Genomic DNA, 14,245 nt, shown 5'->3' with positions numbered 1-14,245 from the left:
GTAGAAAAGGATGGGGTTACAGGCGGGCGTCGCAACAGATGGCACTGCGGACACGCTGGAGGTCGACGTGGCGTCGACCGACGAGCATGGGGTCCGCTGGCATACCTAGAAGATACTCTGGCCGTCCCGTTTGTCCAAGACAGGGTCCAGAGTATGGGACTGTCCAGCTAGCTCAGCCCTGGCTCTTCCAGCTGAGGTCGGGCTCGTGGGGCTTCTGCTGGAGGTGCTGGCAGTCGCACCAGGAGCCGCCGCGGCAGTCCTCGTGGCGTTTGTCCTTGCAGCTCTCGCAGATCACATGACGATTATTCTCCTAGAACGTTGTTCGGGTTAGGCTGGCGGGCGTGGATCTCATGGCCGAGCTGCTGGACGACCTGCGTGCCGAGACCGCGTCCCTCGAAGCCCTGCTGGACCCCCTGACGGACGAGGACTGGGAGCGGCCCACGCCCGCCGAGGGCTGGGCGATCCGCGACCAGGTGAGCCATCTGGCCTGGTTCGACGACGCCGCCGTGCGCGCGGCCACCGACCCCGGCGGCTTCCAGGCCTCGCTGGCGGGCTTCACGTCCGTGGACGACCTCGCCATCGAGGCGCGCGGGATGCCGCCGGCCGAGCTGCGCGCGTGGTTCCGCGCGGCCCGCTCGCGCAGCCTGGAGGTGTTCGCGGCGCTGGACGCGCGCGAGCGGGTGCCGTGGTTCGGCCCCGCCATGTCGGCCGCCTCCTTCGTGACCGCGCGGCTGATGGAGACGTGGGCGCACGGCCAGGACGTGGCCGACGCGCTCGGCGTCACCCGGGAGCCGACGGCCCGGCTGCGCCACGTCGCCATGATGGGCTTCCGCGCCCGGCCCTACAGCTTCGCCGTGCGCGGCCTGCCGGTGCCCGAGCAGACCGTACGCGCCGAGCTGGCCATGCCGGACGGGACCACGTGGACGGCGGGGCCCGAGGGCGCGGACGGCCTCGTCCGCGGCACCGTCCTCGACTTCTGCCTGGCCGTCACCCAGCGCGTCCACCTGTCCGACACCGCCCTGGAGCTGGCCGGCGAGCCCGCGCGGGCCTGGATGGAGATCGCGCAGGCATTCGCCGGGCCCCCTGGCAAGGGGCGGGCGCCCAGGTCAGGGTGAAGTCAGGGTCTTGCCGGATGACGCGGGCCGACCGGCCGGTGTCATCCTGCGAGTATGCGCACGATTCTGAACGTCATCTGGTTGATCTTCGCGGGACTCTGGCTGGCCGCCGGCTACGCGCTGGCCGGGATCATCTGCTGCATCCTGATCGTCACGATCCCGTTCGGCATCGCGTCCTTCCGGATCGCGGCGTACGCGCTGTGGCCGTTCGGCAGGACGGTGGTGCGCGACCCCGACGCGGGCGCCTTCTCCTTGATCGGCAACGTCATCTGGTGCGTGGTCGCCGGCGTCTGGCTGGCCATCGGGCACGTCGTGACGTCGATCCCGCTGTTCCTGTCGATCATCGGCATCCCGATGGGCGTCGCGAACCTCAAACTCGTCCCCGTTTCCCTGCTCCCGCTGGGCGCACGCATCGTCGACAACGACTAGGGCAGTCTCCGGGACGTAAGCTGTCCCGAAGAGTCACTGCGAATACCGTTGGGTGCCATGACGTCCACCGATGCGCCTCCCCGGCCGAAGAGAGGACTCGTCTCCAACGCCAGGGCCAGGCTGAGCTGGGTGCTCGACACGAAGTCGTGGGCGATCGTCCGCGCGGCCACCAACGCCGGCGTCACCTACCGGGTCACCGGCCTGGCGGGTGAGGCGGCGTTCTTCGCGCTGCTGTCGCTCCCGCCGTTCGTGCTGGGCCTGATCGGCGTGCTGGCCAAGCTCGGCACCTGGCTGGGTTCCAGCGTGGTCGCCCAGGTCAAGGCGTGGGTGATCGAGCAGGCGGGGGTGCTGTTCACGGAAGAGGCCGTGAACAAGGTGATCAACCCGCTCCTCACCGACGTCCTCAGCGACGACGCCAGCAAGGTGTCGATCATCTCGGTCGGCTTCCTGCTGTCGCTCTGGTCCGGCTCCAGAGCCCTTTACGTGTACGTCGACCTCATCTCCGTGGCCTACGGGCTCGGCGAGGAGCGCGGCATCATCCGCACCAGGCTGATGTCGTTCGGCCTCTACGTCGTCGGCCTGATCATCGGCATCATCGTCATGCCGATCCTGGTCATCGGGCCGACCCTGCTCAGGGACGCCCTGCCCGCCCAGTACGGCGTCCTCATCGACATCCTCTACTGGCCGGTCGTGATCATCGGCTCGGTCCTGTTCCTGACCGTGCTCTACCACGTCAGCGTGCCGGTGCGGACCAAGTGGTACCGGGAGCTGCCGGGCGCGATCCTGGCGCTGTTCCTGTGGATCGTGTGCGCGGCGGTGCTGCGGGCCGTGCTGGCCGCCTGGTTCTCGCCGGTCTCCGTCTACGGGTCGCTGGCCGCGCCCATCGCCGTGCTCCTGTGGCTCTACATCACCGCCCTGGCCGTGCTCATCGGGGCCATCCTGAACGCCGAGGTGGACCGGCTCTGGCCGGGAGTCAGCCGTACCAAATAGAGTCCTCGCGATATGGAGGCGCAGCGGAGAGTCGGGCCGTACACCCTCGTGCGCAAGCTGGGCGAAGGCGGCATGGGCGTCGTCTACCTGGCCGAGGACCCCGAGGGGCGGTGGGTCGCCGTCAAGACGATGCGGCCCGAGCTGGCCGCGCGGGAGGAGTTCCGGCGCAGGTTCGGCAAGGAAGCCGAGGCCGCCGGGCGGGTCGCCAGGTTCTGCACCGCGCCCGTGCTGGACGCCGGGTTCGACGGCGGCACCGCGTACCTGGTCACCGAATACGTCGAGGGCCCCGACCTGGCCGCCGTGGTCAGGCAGGCCCCGCTGACCGGCGCCACCCTGGAGGCGCTGGCCGTCGGCGTGGCCACCGCGCTGGCCGCCATCCACCAGGCCGGGGTCGTGCACCGCGATCTCAAGCCGTCGAACGTGCTGCTCAGCCCCGTCGGGCCGCGCGTCATCGACTTCGGCATCGCCCAGCTCGCCGACACCGCCGGGGCGCTGCCCACGCTCGCGCAGAGCATGGGCACGCCCGCGTACATGTCGCCCGAGCAGGCCAAGGGCGAGCCGGCGACGCCGGCCGGCGACATCTTCTCCTGGGGCGCGCTGGTGGCCTACGCGGGCACGGGCCGGCCGCCGTTCGGCACCGGCGGGGTCGCGGAGGTCGTCTACCGGGTGATCAACCACGCGCCCGTGCTCGACGGGCTCGACGAGCGGATCAGGCCGCTGGTGGAGCGGGCACTGGACAAGGACCCGGCCCGCCGCCCCACCGCCCAGCAGCTCATGGACCGGATGCTCGGCCGCGCCGAGGTGGCGGTGGACACGGCCACCAGAGTGGTCTCGGACACCTGGACACCGCTCGTGACGCCGCCGCTCGTGACGCCGCCGCTTGTGACGCCGCCCGTGACGCCACCGCCTGCGGCGCCGCCGCCCGTGACGCCGCCGGTCACGGCGCCGTCCCCGACGAAGCGCCGGTTGTGGACGCCGATCGCCGTGGGCCTGCTCGCCGCCGTGCTGGGCGCGGCCGTCACGCTCGCCGTGGTACGCCCCTGGGAGTCGCCGGGCAACGAGGGCGGGACCCCGGCCGTCCGCAGCACCGTCCAGGCCGCGGGCAGCACGCTGAGCGTCCAGATCGACTCCCTGACCCGCCAGGGCGGCACGGTGCGCCTGCAGTGGACGGTCAAGAACGTCGGCACCGAGAACGCCCCCCTGGCAGGCAAACTCGGCGGCGGCGCCCTCGACACCACCGTCTCGCGGGTGAACCTCATCCCGCCCGGCGTCGGCCGGCCGATCTACCCCGCCTGGAAGGACAAGACCTGCGCGTGCACGGACCTGCCGGTGGCGCCGTTCGACGCGGGCGCGCAATTACGGATGTACGCGATCTTCGAGGGCGTGCCGCAGGACGTCGAGCGGGTCGACGTCGATCTGGCGCTGCTCGGCGTCATCAGGAACGTGGCCGTCACCTCGTCGTGACCCGACGGATGGGCCCTGTGACATCCGCTATCGTCTAGGAGGAGACGCGACTGGCGCATTTGGTGGGATCGACCACCGGGGAGCGAAAGGAGCGGAGGCCGTGCGCCTGGGTCTTCGCAATTGTCAACGATGACAGGAGAATCATGAGTTCTCTCGCGAGCGTCGACCCGCAGATCGCCGAGCTCATCAAGGCGGAAGAGCGCCGCCAGGCCGACACCGTCAAGCTCATCGCGTCCGAAAACTACGTGTCCAAGGCCGTGCTCGAGGCCACCGGCACCGTCCTCACCAACAAATACTCCGAGGGCTACGCGGGCAAGCGCTACTACGAGGGCCAGCAGGTCATCGACCAGATCGAGACCGTGGCCATCGAGCGGGCCAAGTCGCTGTTCGGCGTCAACCACGCCAACGTCCAGCCCTACTCCGGCTCGCCCGCCAACCTCGCCATCTACATGGCGTTCCTGCAGCCGGGCGACACCGTGATGGGCATGGGCCTGCCGTTCGGCGGCCACCTCACCCACGGCTGGTCCGTCTCGGCGACCGGCAAGTGGTTCAACCCGGTCCGCTACGGCGTACGCAAGGACACCGGCCGCATCGACCTCGACGAGGTCCGCCGGCTCGCCCTCGAGCACCGGCCGAAGCTGATCTTCTGCGGCGGCACCGCGATCCCGCGCACCATCGACTTCGAGGGCTTCGCCTCGATCGCCCGCGAGGTCGGGGCCGTGCTGGCCGCCGACATCGCCCACATCGCGGGCCTGGTGGCGGGCGGCGCGCACCCGTCCCCGGTGGGCCACGCCGACGTGATCTCCACGACCACGCACAAGACGCTGCGCGGCCCGCGCGGCGCCATGCTGATGGCCACGTCCGACGAGCACGCCACGGCGCTCAACAAGGCCGTCTTCCCCGGCCTGCAGGGCGGCCCCCACAACCACACCACCGCCGCCATCGCCGTCGCGCTCCACGAGGCCGCCCAGCCGTCGTTCCGCGACTACGCCCACCAGGTCGTCGCCAACGCCAAGACCCTGGCCGACGAGCTCGCCTCCCGCGGGTTCGACCTGGTCTCCGGCGGCACCGACAACCACCTCATCCTGCTCGACCTCACGCCCAAGGGCATCGGCGGCAAGCCCGCCGCCCAGGCGCTCGACCGGGCGGGGCTGGAGACCAACTACAACACGGTCCCGTTCGACCCCCGCAAGCCGTTCGACCCGTCGGGCATCCGCATCGGCACCCCGTCCGTCACCTCCCGGGGCATGGGCGAGGCCGAGATGCGCCAGATCGGCGCCTGGATGGACGAGGTCGTCACGGCCCTGGCCAAGGGGGACGCGGAGGACGTCATCACCCGCGTACACCACGAGGTCAGCGACCTCACCGCCCAGTTCCCGGCCCCGGGCCTGTAACCACCCCGCACCGTCCGCCCCACCGGCCACGCCCACCCCGGTGTCGTCCTCGGGGGCGACACCGCCGGTCGGGCCTGCGGCTTCCACGGGTCGCCCTCGGCCCAGCACACGGCCTCCGGGCTGACGCCGCCGACCCGGCGCACCGTCTCCGAGGGTCGTCGCCGGCCCGGCACAGGGCCTGCGGGGCCGTCGGCCCGGCGACACCGTGCTCTGCCGTCGTGACGTGCCGAAGGGACAGCCGAGGTCCGGCTGTCCCTGCCCGCTTCTCGGTCCCCGCATTCACGGCTTCCCACCAAGGTCCCCCGTGCGCCCCCGGCCTGACGTCGCGCCGTAACGGCGGCCGGCCCCGTGCGGGTCAGCGGGCGTCTCCCTGGAGGTCACCAGCCCCGTGCGGCGGGTGGTGCCGCCCGTGCTCCGCCGTACAAGATGGCGGTTTTCACCGTGAAGACGGAGCGACGCGGACGGCGAATGTCCCGTGCGGCGGGGTGAGCGGGGCGGGCCGGAGTGCCCCGCTCGGGGAAGGCCTCCCAGGGACGGGACCGAATCGTCCCCGGAAGGCCTCAGCAGGAAGGGTCAGCCCAGGAAGAGATAGTCGGCGCCGTACGGGACGCGCGCCTCGGAGCCCGGGGTGCAGGCGCCGGACGGTGCGACGCCGCCACTGGTGTTCAGGCGCAGGATCTGCGTGGCGTGCGCGAGCAGCCCGCTGTCCTTGCCCGCCTGGGTGGCGTCCAGCACGAGTTCCGGGATGTTGCCGTCGCCGTTGGGCGTCTTGGTGACGACCGCACCGCGCACCGCGCTGCCGTCTGGAGCGATCCACTGCGGCGGTCCGGCGGCGGGCGTCACGAACGAGTGGTCGATCCCGCGCCGCAGCCTGGCCGAGACGCCGAGCTGGGTGAAGGCGTACCCGCCGTTCGGCTGCGCCGTGCAGGAGTAGATCTGCGCGCCGCGCAGCACGTCGGCGGTGAGCGCGCGCGGGTGGGTGAAGGGCCGGTCGGACAGCTGGCCGCGCACGGCGCCGCCGTCGAAGTCGGAGGTGTGCAGGTTCGCGTAGTAGCGGTCGGGGTGGGCGGCGATGCGCTTGACGACGCCTGCGGCGACCGGGGCCTCACCCGCGACGCCGGTGAGGTTCTCCGGCAGGGCGCCGGCGAACAGGTCGGCGACCACTGGACCGTTCCCGCCTGCTGATCCCCTGTGCAGGTGGCCGTTGGTGACCGCGCCGAGGCCCGACCAGAAGGCCGTGTACGCGATGGACGAGCCGCTGGGACGCAGCCACCAGACGCCCTGGCCGTCCTGGTCGCCGCGCTTCTTGCCGTCGTTCTCCGGCACCTCCTGCGCCCCGTCGGCGCGCGAGGAGAGCGTGGCCTGGTTGCTGCCCTGCAGCACGCCGTTGAGGTCGATCGGCTTGTTCAGCCGGTGGAACTGGCCGCGGACCGCGCCCTTGGGGTGCTTGGCGTCGTGCAGGTTGGCGTAGAAGCCGCCGGGGTTGTCGATGAGCGCCTTGACCAGCTCGTTGTCGGCCTTGACGGTGCCGGTGACGCCGAGCACCCCGGCGGGCAGCGGCTTGGTGAAGAACTCGAGCCTGACGTCCCCGTTGACGCCCTTCGCGCCCAGGTGGACGTGGCCGGCGGTGGGCGTGCCGAGCTTGTTCCAGCGGGCCGCGAACGTGACCTCGTTCCCGCTGATCCTGATCACGACCGTCGAACGCCCGTCGGCGTCGCCCTTGACGCCCACCTCGTTGCCGCCGCGCAGGCCGGCGGCGAGATAGACGTCGTCGCCGGAGGCGTTCGCCGGCGAGGCGGGGGAGGCGAGCAGGGCGGCGGCGAGCAGCGTGCCAGGAATCGCGAACTTTCGGATGAACATGGCTAAACCTCTTAAACGGTTGGATATTCCGGTTGGTACGGCAGGCAGTACGCGCCCGGCACCGGAGGAGGTTCAACCCGCGAATGCGTAATTCTGCACACAAGCCAGAAGACCTGAAAAAGCCCTCCCACCAGCGGTGGGAGGGCTTGGAGCGCCTGTCGGGTCAGGCGTGGATGTTGAGCAGCTTCTTGCCTGCCGAGGTGACCACCTCGAAATGGTCGATGTCCTTGAGGGGCGTCGCGCTGCCGCCGTGCATGTAGAGCGGGTCGGGCGAACCCGGCACTCCGTACCCGGCTGGAGGTACGGACCACCCGGTCATCACCCGGCGATCGCCCGACTTGCCGACCGAGACCAGCTCGCATTCGAGCGGCCCCTTCACCCCGGCCAGCTTGAGCGCGGCGTGCGTGCCCCAGGCCTTCGACTCGACCACCAGCCCGCCGGTGACCCCGTCGACGCCCGTCCCCTCGATGGGCTTGCCGTCGGCGTAGAACTGCTCGGCCGGGCCCATGTGGCTGCCGTGCGCCTGGGCCATCTGGGGGACGTCGTCGGCGGAGAGCTGCGTGCCGATCGTCAGCCCGCCGGCCACCAGCGTGACCGCCGCCGCCATCCCGATCACGAACGTCCCTCTCCGGGTCTTCCTGTCCGTCCTCTTCTTGCGCTGGAGCAGGTCGATCACCGGCTCGGGGGACGGCGCCCCGTAGTCCTCCACCGGGCCGATCCCGCTCAGCACGCTGGCCATGCCGGACAGATCGGACAGCTCGGCGCGACAGGGCGCGCAGCCCAGGAGGTGGGCCTCGAAGGCGTGCCTGTCGTCCTCCTCCAGCAGACCGAGCGCGTACGCGCCCACGTCCGTGTGCTCGACTCTCGAAGTCACGCCGTCACCCCCCTCTCCTCAAGTGCGATCCGCAGCGCGCGAACGGCGTAGTAGACCCGGGACTTCACGGTGCCGACCGGGATGCCCAGCGCCTCGGCGGCGTCGTTGACCGACCGGTCTCGCAGGATCGTCTCGTTGAGGATCTCGCGATGGGCCGGCGACAACGCCTTCAGCGCCTCTGACACGACCACCTGGTGCAGCAGGCCCTCCATCTCGTCAGGCACGGGCATCGTCTCCAGCGGCCCGTCACCCGACTCGTGAGGGCGGGCGTCCCGGCGCCGCCGGTCATCGATCACGATACGTCTGGCGACCGTCGCCAGCCAGGGCATCAGCGAGACCGACTCGGGATCCAGCTGCTCCGCACTGCGCCAAGCCCGGATCATGGTCTCCTGCACCACGTCTTCCGCCCACTGCCGATCGCCCGCCGTCAACCTGATCACGAAGGCCAGCAGCGGCCTGTGATACTCCCGGTAGAGCGCGGACACTGCCGCCTCGTCATTAACCCCGTCATTTGGCACCCCGTCATCCGGCCGTACGCGGCGGATCCAGTGTCGAAAACGCGGCTTCCCCATGGGGGCGGCTCCCTCGGCCGAGGGCGGGGGATAAGTGCTGGTGTGCATCATTCCCCTTTCTCGGGTCCGTCGGCAGGTGGTACGGCCAGCCGCCCAGGCAGGGTTCAACAGATCGCCATACTTAATCCGATTGCATCCGTGCGGAAGAGGTGCGTAGAGTCTGCGGCAACTGATCGAGGAGGTGAGGACTATGCGGGTCGTCCTGTTCCGTGTGCCCTTCGTCCACCTCCCCGGGCTCCGCTGAGCTGCCGGGTTTCCCTTCTCGATCAAAGGTTCACTGCGTTGTCAAACGATCTTTCCCTGCTCGGCTGGACCGGTCTCCGCGCCGCCGAGCTGCCCGCTGACACCGTCCCCGCCCGCGTGGCCCGCGTCGACCGCGGCGCCGCCGAGGTGATCGCGGCGGAGGGTCAGCTTCACGTCAAGTACGGCGCCCGCGTCCGCCGGGCGTCGGCCACCGACCCGGTCGCGCTGCCGTGCGTGGGCGACTGGGTCGCGCTCCGGCTGCTCCCGGAGGGCCGCTACGAGCTCGACGAGGTCCTGCCGCGCACGACCGCGTTCATCAGGGGCGGCGTGAGCCGCGACTCGGTGGGCGGCCTGTCCGGCGACGGCCAGGGCCAGGTGCTCGCCGCGAACGTCGACGTCGTCTTCGTGGCCGAGCCGTCCATGCACTCCACGGACTTCGCCGACCTCGGCCGCATCGAGCGCCTCGTCGCGCTGGCCTGGGAGTCCGGCGCCGCGCCCGTGGTGCTCATCACCAAGTCCGACCTGTTCGAGGACGGTCTCGACCAGTTGCTCGACGACGTCCGGGTGGCCGCGCCCGGTGTGGACGTGCACGCGGTCTCGTCCCTGCACGGCGACGGGGTCTCGCTGGTCGCCGGCTACCTGGAGGGATCCCGTACGGCCGTGATCCTCGGCCCGTCGGGAGCCGGCAAGTCCACCCTGGTCAACGCGCTGGCCGGGGAGCACGTCATGGAGACCCAGCAGGTGCGCGCCGCCGACGGGCGGGGCCGGCACACCACCGTGCACAGGGAGCTCATCCCGCTGTCCGGGGGCGGGCTGGTCATCGACACGCCGGGGATCCGGCGGATCGGCCTGTACGACATCGCCGACGGCGTCGACCTGGTCTTCTCCGACATCGAGGCGCTGGCCGGCCGGTGCCGCTTCGGCGACTGCGGGCACTCCGGCGAGCCGGGCTGCGCGGTGCTGGCCGCGTTGGAGACCGGTGAGCTGCCGGAGCGGCGGCTGGACAGCTGGCGCAAGCTGCAGCGGGAGGCGGCCTGGATGGCCTCCAGGACCGACGCCCGCCTGCGCAAGGAGCAGCAGAACAAGTGGAAGCTCATCACCAAGGAGATGCGCCGCTCGGGCCGCAGCCGGCCCTAGCGGCCGGGCCGCCGCGGGTGCGAGGAGCGCGTCTGAGCGGGTAGGGCACTGGTCATGGAGCTCTTCGCAGACCGTGCCCAGGCCGGGGAGCTGCTGGCCGAGCGCTTGGAGGACGTGCGCGACCCCGTCGTGCTCGCCCTGCCCCGCGGCGGCGTGGCGGTGGCCCTGCCGATCGCCCGCAGGCTCGGCGCCCCCCTCGACGTCCTCGTGACGAGGAAGATCGGCTATCCGCCCACCCCGGAGCTGGGGGTGGGCGCGATAGCCGAGGGCGGCGAGCCCGTGTTCGACCACACGCTGCTGCGCCGCCTCGGCATGACGCCCGAGTCGGTGGCGGACGTGGTGGACAAGGAGCGGCGCGAGCTGGCGCGCAGGGTGCTCGCCTATCGCGGCGACCGCCCGCTGCCCGCGCTGGAGGGGCGGGAGGTCATCGTGGTGGACGACGGCCTGGCCACCGGCGGCACCGCGCGGGCCGCGCTCAGGGCGGTCGCGGCGGCCAAGCCCGCCAGGGTGACGCTGGCCGTGCCGGTCGGGGCCCGCGAGACCGTCGGCTCGCTGCGGCAGGAGGCCGACGAGGTGGTGGTCCTGCGGACGCCGATCGACTTCAGGGCGGTCGGCCAGTGGTACGAGCACTTCGACCAGCTCACCGACGCCGACGTGCTCGAACTGCTCGACCGGGCACGGCGATGAGGACGTACGGAAACTGGGTGTCAGGCGGCGAGCACGGCCCAGACGAGCTTGCGGGAGCCGCCGGGCGACAGCCAGCCCCAGGCGGTGCAGAGGGCGTCGATCAGCCGCAACCCCCGCCCGAACTCCGAGAACACGTCGGGGGCCGTCGCCACCGGCACGGTCCGGCTGTGGTCGGTCACCACGCACGCCAGCTCCGCCCCGTGCGACAGCAGCCGGAGCTGCGCGGCCCCGCCGCCGTGCCGCATCGCGTTGGTCACCAGCTCCGACACCACCAGCTGGGCCTCGAAGGCCGGCCCCGAAACCCCCCACGTGGCCAGCGTCTGATCGACGAACCGCCGCGCCGTCGCCACGCAGGCCGGCTCGAGCGCGACCCGCTGATGGAAGGGGAACACCGCATCGCACTCCCAGGCATGCCCCTCCACCAGAATGGAGGAAAGCCATCCTGGTGGCCGGGAACCGATGGCGGCTTGCGGCCGAGCGTCGAAAGTCGTCATTCTGGCCCCCGAAGCGCGGTCTGGTGATCCAATGCCCATCTTTACGGGGAGTGCTAAGCGATGCAAGACTTTTCGTCGTTTACGGATGCGAATCGCATCTGCACGTGCAGATGATCTAGGAGCGGCAGGGTGAGCGCAGAGAGCGCGGAAGGGAAGCTTCTTCATCATTCGCCGGGAAGCCCGACGGTGCTGCGGATCCTGCTGGGCACTCAGCTGCGCAGGCTCCGCACGGAGAAGGGTATCTCGCGCGAGGACGCCGGGTACTCGATTCGCGCATCTCACGCCAAGATCAGCCGGCTGGAGCTCGGCCAGGTCAGCTTCAAGCAGCGCGACGTGGCCGACCTGCTGACCCTGTACGGCGTCACCGACCCCGCCGAGCGCGAGCCGCTGCTCGCCCTGGCCAAGCAGGCCAACGCCCCCGGCTGGTGGCACAAGTACGGCGACGTGCTGCCGCCCTGGTTCGAGGTCTACATCGGGCTCGAAGGCGCGGCCTCCAGCATCCGTACGTACGAGAACCAGTTCGTGCCCGGCCTTCTCCAGACCCCCGACTACGCCAGGGCCGTGATCGAGCTGGGCCACGAGAAGGCCCCGAGGGGGGAGCTCGACCGGCGCGTGGCGGTGCGCACCATGCGGCAGGGGCGGCTGGAGAGCGGGCTGACGGTCTGGGCGGTGATCGACGAGGCCGTCGTGCGCCGTACGATCGGCAGCTCCGAGATCATGCGCGCGCAGCTCGCCCATCTCCTCGACCTCACGGCCGAGCGCAACGTCATCCTGCAGATCATGCCGTTCGACCGCGGCGGGCACGCGGCGGCCGGGGGCTCGTTCAGCATCCTGCGCTTCCCCGAGCCCGAGCTGCCCGACGTCGTCTACATGGAGCAGCTCACCAGCGCCCTCTACCTGGACAAACCCGCCGACTCCGACCACTACATGGAAGTCATGGACCGGCTCAGCATCCAGGCCGAGGAGCCCAAGGAGACCAGGCGCTTCCTGGAACGCCTGCTTTCCCGATGAGCTGCTGAGACCCTGTGACCCACCCCATATCGGGTTTTTTGGTCGTCCGCTATATGGAGACCGACGCGTTACCGTATTGTCTCCTCGCAAACGCGGATGCACGTGCATCCGTAAGATCGCGAGGAGCTGCCCCCATGCATGAGTTCCGGAACGGAACGCCCGCCGGTCGCCTTCCCGTCGTCTGGCGCAAGAGCAAGCGGAGCAACCCCAACGGCAACTGCGTCGAAGTCGCGAACCTGCCCACGGGGGAGATAGCCATGCGTAACTCACGTTTTCCCGAAGGTCCCGCGCTGGTCTACACCCAGGCGGAGATCACCGCGTTCGTCCTGGGGGCCAAGGACGGCGAATTCGACGATCTGATCGTCTGAGGTCTGACGTCTGCAGGAGCGCGCGCCGCTAGGACCGCGGCGCGCTGTACCAGCGCCACTTCACCGGGCGCTCGCGGCCGGGCAGGTCGGCGCGCCCGGTGACCCACAGCAGGGTCGTCCACGGATCGGTGTCGCGCGGCGCGTCGGGGAACAGCCGCGCCAGCACCCGGGCGCACATCCCGGCCGGCGGCGCCCACCCGAGCCCGAGCCCTTCGGCCAGGTCGTGGGTGTGGACGAGCGTCTCCACGATGCCCATCGCCGCCGAGCCCTCGGGATCGGCCGCGCCGAAGCCGTGGTGGGCGCGGACCTCCGGCGGCGTGGTCCGCACCATGGCGGACAGCATCGCGCCGCACGCCTCCAGCACCTGCAGCAGCCCCACGGGACCGGCCTTGGGGTCGGCGTGGATGGTGTTGGCGGGGCCTTCCGGCCTGCGGCTTTCCAGGACGAACGGGACGTAGGTGTCCAGCGGCGGCATCCTGAGCCCGAGCTGGGCGGCATAGGCGAACAGGTCGTCGGCCAGGTGCTCGACCGTCTCCCAGCACGTCCACTCCAGCGTGCCGGCCTTGCGCTCCCACGCGGTCTCGGGGGCCGCGCGGAGGGTGGCGACAGCCAGCCGGACGGCCTCGTCGAGGTCGTCGGCGGTCACGGGGGAGGGCTGGGATTCAGTCATGCCCGGCACCCTATCGGCGGGGTGCGACAATCTCCGGAGATCCCGGTTTGTCGGTGGCGCGTGGGATGCTGTCGGCATGGATGTGTTGCGCGTGGTCGCCGCGGCGGTCGTCGACCGGGGGCGGCTGCTGGTCGTGAGCAAGCAGGCCGCTCCGGACGTCTTCTACCTGCCGGGGGGCAAGCCCGAGGCGGGGGAGGAGCCGGAGGAGACGCTCGCGCGCGAGCTGGCCGAGGAGCTCGGGGTGACGCCGCACGACCTGGCCCTGCTCGACCACGTGGAGGACGTGGCGGCGCTGGAGGGCGTGCCCATGCGCATGACGGTCTTCACCGCCGGGGTTTCGGGGGATCCGAGGCCGGCCGCGGAGCTGGCGGCGCTGGGGTGGACGGACGGGCGGGACGCGTACGTGCCGCGTCTGGCGCCTGCCGTGCGCGACCACGTGGTGCCGCTGCTCGTGCGGGCCGGTGCCCTCGGAGGTGCTGCCTGATCAGGCAGTTGTCCCGACCGGGTTCGCCGGAGCCTGTGCGTGGAGGGCCAGGCTCCGGTTCATCGGGACAACTGCTTGATCACGCGATGATGGTGACGCTGCCGGGTGTGTCAGGCGGCGGAGATGCCGGCGCTGGCCGCGCGGCGCATGCGACGACGACGCTCGGAGGCGCGCTCGTCTTCGTTGAGACCGCCCCACGTGCCGTACTTCTCGGGACGGGACAGCGCGTAGTCAAGGCACTCGTTGCGGACAGGGCACTGGGCGCAGATCGCCTTGGCCTTCCGCTCACGTACGTCACGCTCGGGCTGCCGCTCCCCGTCGGGGCCGAAGAAGAGCACGAGGTCCTCACCCCGGCACGCGGCATCATCCTGCCAACCCCAGCTGGGGCGCGGGCGGGCGAGCTGCCGACGTACCTGAGACATGAGAAAACCACCTTCGTGAGAGGTATTTCGG

General features: G+C 70.9%; 18 protein-coding genes and 1 riboswitch. Of the genes, 10 read left to right on the top strand and 8 right to left on the bottom strand.

Translation table 11 applies throughout. From position 1 onward, the window contains the following. Positions 1-16 precede the first annotated feature (16 nt). Positions 17-103 (bottom strand): putative leader peptide, encoded by an 87-nt coding sequence (locus HD596_RS66090; RefSeq protein ID WP_350723228.1) that lies wholly within the window; start codon positions 101-103, stop codon positions 17-19. A gap of 69 nt (positions 104-172) precedes the next feature. Next, positions 173-295, bottom strand: a complete 123-nt coding sequence (locus HD596_RS64510; protein ID WP_281398371.1) for a hypothetical protein — start codon at positions 293-295, stop codon at positions 173-175. Positions 296-350: 55 nt separating this feature from the next. Here HD596_RS64510 and HD596_RS57465 point away from each other — a divergent pair, with 55 nt between their 5' ends. The 5 genes from HD596_RS57465 to glyA all read left to right on the top strand — a co-directional run bounded on the left by HD596_RS57465 (position 351) and on the right by glyA (position 5,392). Further along, positions 351-1,115, top strand: coding sequence for a TIGR03084 family metal-binding protein (locus HD596_RS57465; RefSeq protein ID WP_185079404.1), 765 nt, complete (start codon positions 351-353; stop codon positions 1,113-1,115). Positions 1,116-1,169: 54 nt separating this feature from the next. Beyond that, on the top strand, positions 1,170-1,544 hold the full coding sequence (locus HD596_RS57460; protein WP_185077754.1) for a YccF domain-containing protein: 375 nt from the start codon (positions 1,170-1,172) through the stop codon (positions 1,542-1,544). Positions 1,545-1,601: 57 nt separating this feature from the next. Further along, positions 1,602-2,534 (top strand): YihY/virulence factor BrkB family protein, encoded by a 933-nt coding sequence (locus tag HD596_RS57455; RefSeq protein WP_221520089.1) that lies wholly within the window; start codon positions 1,602-1,604, stop codon positions 2,532-2,534. Between the two features lie 12 nt (positions 2,535-2,546). Beyond that, a complete protein-coding gene (locus HD596_RS57450) occupies positions 2,547-3,998 on the top strand; it encodes a serine/threonine-protein kinase (protein WP_185077753.1) in 1,452 nt (483 codons plus the stop codon). Positions 3,999-4,040: 42 nt separating this feature from the next. Beyond that, a riboswitch (ZMP/ZTP riboswitch) is annotated at positions 4,041-4,117 on the top strand. Then, positions 4,118-5,392 (top strand): serine hydroxymethyltransferase, encoded by a 1,275-nt coding sequence (glyA, locus tag HD596_RS57445; protein WP_435875617.1) that lies wholly within the window; start codon positions 4,118-4,120, stop codon positions 5,390-5,392. A gap of 573 nt (positions 5,393-5,965) precedes the next feature. Here the strand turns inward: glyA and HD596_RS57440 are convergent. The 3 genes from HD596_RS57440 to HD596_RS57430 all read right to left on the bottom strand — a co-directional run bounded on the left by HD596_RS57440 (position 5,966) and on the right by HD596_RS57430 (position 8,698). Then, positions 5,966-7,252 carry a CHRD domain-containing protein gene (locus HD596_RS57440; RefSeq protein WP_185077751.1) on the bottom strand — a complete coding sequence of 429 codons (1,287 nt, stop codon included), beginning with the start codon at positions 7,250-7,252 and terminating at the stop codon, positions 5,966-5,968. A gap of 163 nt (positions 7,253-7,415) precedes the next feature. Then, complete coding sequence (locus HD596_RS57435; RefSeq protein ID WP_185077750.1) at positions 7,416-8,126, bottom strand: anti-sigma factor family protein; 711 nt, start codon at positions 8,124-8,126, stop codon at positions 7,416-7,418. Further along, entirely contained in the window at positions 8,123-8,698 is a 576-nt protein-coding gene (locus tag HD596_RS57430) for a sigma-70 family RNA polymerase sigma factor (RefSeq protein ID WP_246555509.1), read from the bottom strand. Before HD596_RS57430 ends, HD596_RS57435 begins: the two co-directional genes overlap by 4 nt. Before the next feature lie 282 nt (positions 8,699-8,980). Here HD596_RS57430 and rsgA point away from each other — a divergent pair, with 282 nt between their 5' ends. Further along, positions 8,981-10,078 carry a ribosome small subunit-dependent GTPase A gene (gene rsgA, locus HD596_RS57425; RefSeq protein ID WP_185077748.1) on the top strand — a complete coding sequence of 366 codons (1,098 nt, stop codon included), beginning with the start codon at positions 8,981-8,983 and terminating at the stop codon, positions 10,076-10,078. A gap of 54 nt (positions 10,079-10,132) precedes the next feature. Next, positions 10,133-10,765, top strand: a complete 633-nt coding sequence (locus HD596_RS57420; RefSeq protein ID WP_185077747.1) for a phosphoribosyltransferase — start codon at positions 10,133-10,135, stop codon at positions 10,763-10,765. 20 nt (positions 10,766-10,785) lie between these two features. Here the strand turns inward: HD596_RS57420 and HD596_RS57415 are convergent, their stop codons facing one another. Continuing rightward, on the bottom strand, positions 10,786-11,157 hold the full coding sequence (locus HD596_RS57415) for an ATP-binding protein (protein WP_185077746.1): 372 nt from the start codon (positions 11,155-11,157) through the stop codon (positions 10,786-10,788). Positions 11,158-11,388: 231 nt separating this feature from the next. Here HD596_RS57415 and HD596_RS57410 point away from each other — a divergent pair, with 231 nt between their 5' ends. Together HD596_RS57410 and HD596_RS57405 are read left to right on the top strand one after the other, a co-directional pair. Then, positions 11,389-12,270, top strand: a complete 882-nt coding sequence (locus HD596_RS57410; RefSeq protein ID WP_313047430.1) for a Sco1979 family transcriptional regulator — start codon at positions 11,389-11,391, stop codon at positions 12,268-12,270. Between the two features lie 134 nt (positions 12,271-12,404). Beyond that, entirely contained in the window at positions 12,405-12,638 is a 234-nt protein-coding gene (locus tag HD596_RS57405; protein ID WP_127935054.1) for a DUF397 domain-containing protein, read from the top strand. Positions 12,639-12,666: 28 nt separating this feature from the next. Here the strand turns inward: HD596_RS57405 and HD596_RS57400 are convergent, their stop codons facing one another. Continuing rightward, entirely contained in the window at positions 12,667-13,308 is a 642-nt protein-coding gene (locus HD596_RS57400) for a DinB family protein (protein WP_221520088.1), read from the bottom strand. Between the two features lie 76 nt (positions 13,309-13,384). Between HD596_RS57400 and HD596_RS57395 the strand changes: the two genes are divergently transcribed. Further along, positions 13,385-13,792, top strand: coding sequence for an NUDIX hydrolase (locus tag HD596_RS57395; protein WP_185077744.1), 408 nt, complete (start codon positions 13,385-13,387; stop codon positions 13,790-13,792). Positions 13,793-13,902: 110 nt separating this feature from the next. Here the strand turns inward: HD596_RS57395 and HD596_RS57390 are convergent, their stop codons facing one another. Continuing rightward, on the bottom strand, positions 13,903-14,214 hold the full coding sequence (locus HD596_RS57390; RefSeq protein WP_080036407.1) for a WhiB family transcriptional regulator: 312 nt from the start codon (positions 14,212-14,214) through the stop codon (positions 13,903-13,905). Positions 14,215-14,245 lie beyond the last annotated feature (31 nt).

This window comes from Nonomuraea jabiensis (genome assembly GCF_014204795.1).
Lineage (GTDB): Bacteria > Actinomycetota > Actinomycetes > Streptosporangiales > Streptosporangiaceae > Nonomuraea > Nonomuraea jabiensis.
The sequence above is the reverse complement of the archived record's forward strand: the minus strand, read 5'-3'. Positions and strand labels throughout refer to the sequence as shown.

What these genes read in the sequence shown, in the direction of transcription:
- HD596_RS66090 (WP_350723228.1), bottom strand. Translation starts at nt 103, where the DNA reads ATGCCAGCGGACCCCATGCTCGTCGGTCGACGCCACGTCGACCTCCAG.
- HD596_RS57465 (WP_185079404.1), top strand. Translation starts at nt 351, where the DNA reads ATGGCCGAGCTGCTGGACGACCTGCGTGCCGAGACCGCGTCCCTCGAA.
- HD596_RS57460 (WP_185077754.1), top strand. Translation starts at nt 1,170, where the DNA reads ATGCGCACGATTCTGAACGTCATCTGGTTGATCTTCGCGGGACTCTGG.
- HD596_RS57455 (WP_221520089.1), top strand. Translation starts at nt 1,602, where the DNA reads ATGACGTCCACCGATGCGCCTCCCCGGCCGAAGAGAGGACTCGTCTCC.
- HD596_RS57450 (WP_185077753.1), top strand. Translation starts at nt 2,547, where the DNA reads ATGGAGGCGCAGCGGAGAGTCGGGCCGTACACCCTCGTGCGCAAGCTG.
- HD596_RS57440 (WP_185077751.1), bottom strand. Translation starts at nt 7,252, where the DNA reads ATGTTCATCCGAAAGTTCGCGATTCCTGGCACGCTGCTCGCCGCCGCC.
- HD596_RS57430 (WP_246555509.1), bottom strand. Translation starts at nt 8,698, where the DNA reads ATGGGGAAGCCGCGTTTTCGACACTGGATCCGCCGCGTACGGCCGGAT.
- HD596_RS57420 (WP_185077747.1), top strand. Translation starts at nt 10,133, where the DNA reads ATGGAGCTCTTCGCAGACCGTGCCCAGGCCGGGGAGCTGCTGGCCGAG.
- HD596_RS57405 (WP_127935054.1), top strand. Translation starts at nt 12,405, where the DNA reads ATGCATGAGTTCCGGAACGGAACGCCCGCCGGTCGCCTTCCCGTCGTC.
- HD596_RS57400 (WP_221520088.1), bottom strand. Translation starts at nt 13,308, where the DNA reads ATGACTGAATCCCAGCCCTCCCCCGTGACCGCCGACGACCTCGACGAG.
- HD596_RS57395 (WP_185077744.1), top strand. Translation starts at nt 13,385, where the DNA reads ATGGATGTGTTGCGCGTGGTCGCCGCGGCGGTCGTCGACCGGGGGCGG.
- HD596_RS57390 (WP_080036407.1), bottom strand. Translation starts at nt 14,214, where the DNA reads ATGTCTCAGGTACGTCGGCAGCTCGCCCGCCCGCGCCCCAGCTGGGGT.